Annotated in this window: 3 protein-coding genes; all 3 read right to left on the bottom strand. The window is 31.8% G+C overall.

What is annotated here, in order from left to right; genetic code table 11:
- Nucleotides 1-1422, bottom strand: a 1422-nt coding sequence (locus GSY74_RS02970) for a nitrate- and nitrite sensing domain-containing protein (RefSeq protein WP_188108686.1), incomplete at its 3' end; no start/stop codon positions are given.
- Between the two features lie 17 nt (nt 1423-1439).
- Nucleotides 1440-2639 (bottom strand): Hpt domain-containing protein, encoded by a 1200-nt coding sequence (locus GSY74_RS02965; RefSeq protein WP_164663625.1) that lies wholly within the window; start codon nt 2637-2639, stop codon nt 1440-1442.
- Between the two features lie 19 nt (nt 2640-2658).
- Entirely contained in the window at nt 2659-3057 is a 399-nt protein-coding gene (locus GSY74_RS02960; RefSeq protein WP_164663624.1) for a PAS domain-containing protein, read from the bottom strand.
- Nucleotides 3058-3083: the final 26 nt, after the last annotated feature.

The raw sequence follows: 3083 nt of genomic DNA, 5'->3' as shown, positions 1-3083 counted from the left end.
ACTCTCTATCTTTGATAGGTCTAAGATATTGTTGATGATACTAAGCAGATTTTCAGAGCTTTTCTCAATAATACCAGTAAATTCAACCTGCTCATCATTCAGCTCGGTATTTTTAAGAAGTTCAGTAAATCCAACAATTCCATTTAGTGGAGTTCGTATCTCATGTGACATATTTGCTAAGAAGAGTGACTTTGACATATTTGCCTCAAGTGCTTGCATCTTATCTTGTCTAGCATTCTCTATGAGTAGTTCCAAAAATTTATAAGCCTCTTTTATACCTTTGTTTGTGTTTAGGTCTATACTCTTTATAGCATTGATACTTGGTTCATCAAAAGTATTATCTGACTCTATCTCTTGGACTGTATTGTTTAGAATATCCTCTAAGCTTTTTATATTATTACTAATATCTCTACCTGTTCTATATCCAAGCACTGTTAGTATAATAGAGAGCATCCAGAAAAATCCAGCCACTATTAATATAGTAACATTTTGGAAAACATAAGCATCATTCTTTGCAAAAAGGGTTTTCTCTACCTCTTTTTGCATTTTAGAAAAATAGTCTATCTTATCCCCATGCATAATAAACCAAGATACATGCTCTATAGAGAAAGCTCCATCATCAATATTTTTTTGTAGTTTTGAGAAGTTACTCTCTATCTCTCTATTTACATTTTTATAGTCCCTACTGTTTACAAAAGAGAATATTTTTCTCTTCAACTCATAATCTAGTATCTCCATGGGGTTAAATACACTAGATTTATTTCTTGATTTATGCCAAAATGCAATATCTTTTTCGGTCATAGGTATCTGTTTCATCAAAAAATAGTTAACAAAATCTCTCTCTAGTGAAGAGTTCTCTGTTGCTATATAGAGTTGAGAGAGAGAGGTTACTAGTGAAGATATTTCATCATTAAGTTTATAGTAGTTTATAAGCAACTGATGCTTTAAGATAGGCTCTGTAAGATCTCTGGTGTATCTCTTATAAAAAGCATTTGCAAAAGAGAGCCTGTTTTGGTCTATATCAGCACGAATACCACCTATCTGCTTTAGATGATTAAAAATACTTTGATTGTCATAATCTATTTTCGAGTTAATGAGTCCCGAGAATATTGAGTTATTGTTGATATGTATTAGTGACTTTTTTGCTTTTTCAATGGCATCATTAGTTACCTCTCTCTGTCGTAGAAGTTCTTGTTTGGCATGAGTCTCATTTTCTGACCCAATAAAGCTAGAACTAAGTCCCCTCTCTCTTCCAACCTCTTTTATGACAGCAGTTAGCTCTATATTGTTTTTTATTATATCTCTTAACTCATCCGCTTTATAGTATTTACTATATGAGATAAAGAGAAAATAACTAGATACAATAAAAAGTAGCAGCAGAGGGAGGATACTTATCAATCTTAATCGGTTATTTATCTGCATAGGTTACCCCTCTCCTATTACTGTTTAGGTTGTTTCATATAGTTTTCAAGTGAGATAAACAGACCCCAATATTTGATAAACAGTGATTTAAGTTTCAGATGTTCTGTACAGAATTGAATCTCTTCTAGTACATCGGCAAGTTCATTGATACGAAGATTACTAGCTGCACCTTTTAGTTTATGTCCAAGTTCATGAATATTATCCATATCTTTTTGATAATATGATGCCAAGAGATGGTCTTTGTCATGGTGTGCCTGTTCTATGAAATCCTCAACAAACTCTTCAATTAGAACAACAGGTAAATTTAGCTCATCAGCTGCAACTTTAGGGTTATAATCAATAGGAAGTGGAATTATATTTTCCAAAGAAATTTTCTCAACATTGGATTTTGGTTCCTCTATTTTTTTAATGCTTATATCTGTTAGTGGAACTAGTTCATCATCTAGGTTAAAATCTAAATCCATATCCATATCCATATCCAAATCAATAGCATCAGCTTTGATATTATTTAGTTTTTCCTCTTTTTTCTCATTTAGAGGAGGCTCTTCTACATTGCTAAGAAGCTCTGTAAATTTACTATTTAGCTCCTCCTCTTTTGTATTTTTTGTATCTAATGATGGAGTATCTCTCTCTACTACACTATCTGCTATCGGTTTTTTTAGTGTAAGAAGAGCTAATCTTGTATAGTACTCATCAATATATTGTGAGCGTTCCCCACTAGGAAGTTTTTTGATTTTTAGTAGCAGTATATTGATATTTGGTACTTTAAGTGTTAGAGCAAGATTAGAGAGATTTTTGATAGCTCTATCGTCTCCATCAAGCAGTTTTTTCTCATCAATAATTGACTGGTCGATAAAACTGTCAAGATATAACTTATAGTCATCTATAGATAGACCTATATCCGAAGAGATTTTCTGCACATCCAAGTAGATAGGATGATAGTTTAGTTGTAGTTTACTTACACTGTTTTTTGTCTCTATTATATTGCTAAGTTTCAGTACTTTGATACTGTCGCTATTAGTTAAAAACGCAGTTTCAGAGTAGTTTGCTTTAATAGCTTTATCGCTTAATTTTAGATATATTTTACCATTCTCAAATTTGACACTTTGGGCAATATCGTTCTTTATAATATCACTAAAATTTCTATACCCAAGTAGCTCTATAAACTCTTGGTCAGCCATTGTAATCTGTTTTTTGTTATTGTATCCGTAGTACATATTTTATTTACCTCTATATTTAATCATATTGAGCATAAAGCTCAATCTCTTCTTCTACATCTATTTTTGATGCTGGTTTGTGTACGATAATAAATCCAATTATATTATTACTCTTGTCATATTTTGGTGTAGTATGAATATTGCTCCAAAAGTACATGCCGTCACGACGAATATTTTTTAGAGTACTAAACCATTTTTTCATTCTATTGTTGGTATACCAGAGTTTTGCATATATTGCATCAGGAACATCAGGATGCCTAAAAATCTTGTGGTTTTTACCTATAAGTTCCTCTCGTCTAAAACCAGTAACTTCAGCAAAGTTTGAGTTGGCAAAGGTTATAACCCCATTTAAGTCTATTTCATATATTAAATTTTTTTTATAATTGTATTCTATATCTAAGGCAATGAGATGATGCACGAGTCTCCTTTCTTTGTAAATCAATT

The sequence above is a fragment of the Sulfurovum sp. bin170 genome, assembly GCF_010892395.1.
GTDB lineage: Bacteria > Campylobacterota > Campylobacteria > Campylobacterales > Sulfurovaceae > UBA1140.
Note: the sequence above shows the minus strand (reverse complement) of the source record. Positions and strands in the feature narration are given on the sequence as shown.

Coding starts and splice junctions, on each gene's coding strand:
- GSY74_RS02965 (WP_164663625.1), bottom strand. CDS start 2,639: ATGTACTACGGATACAATAACAAAAAACAGATTACAATGGCTGACCAA.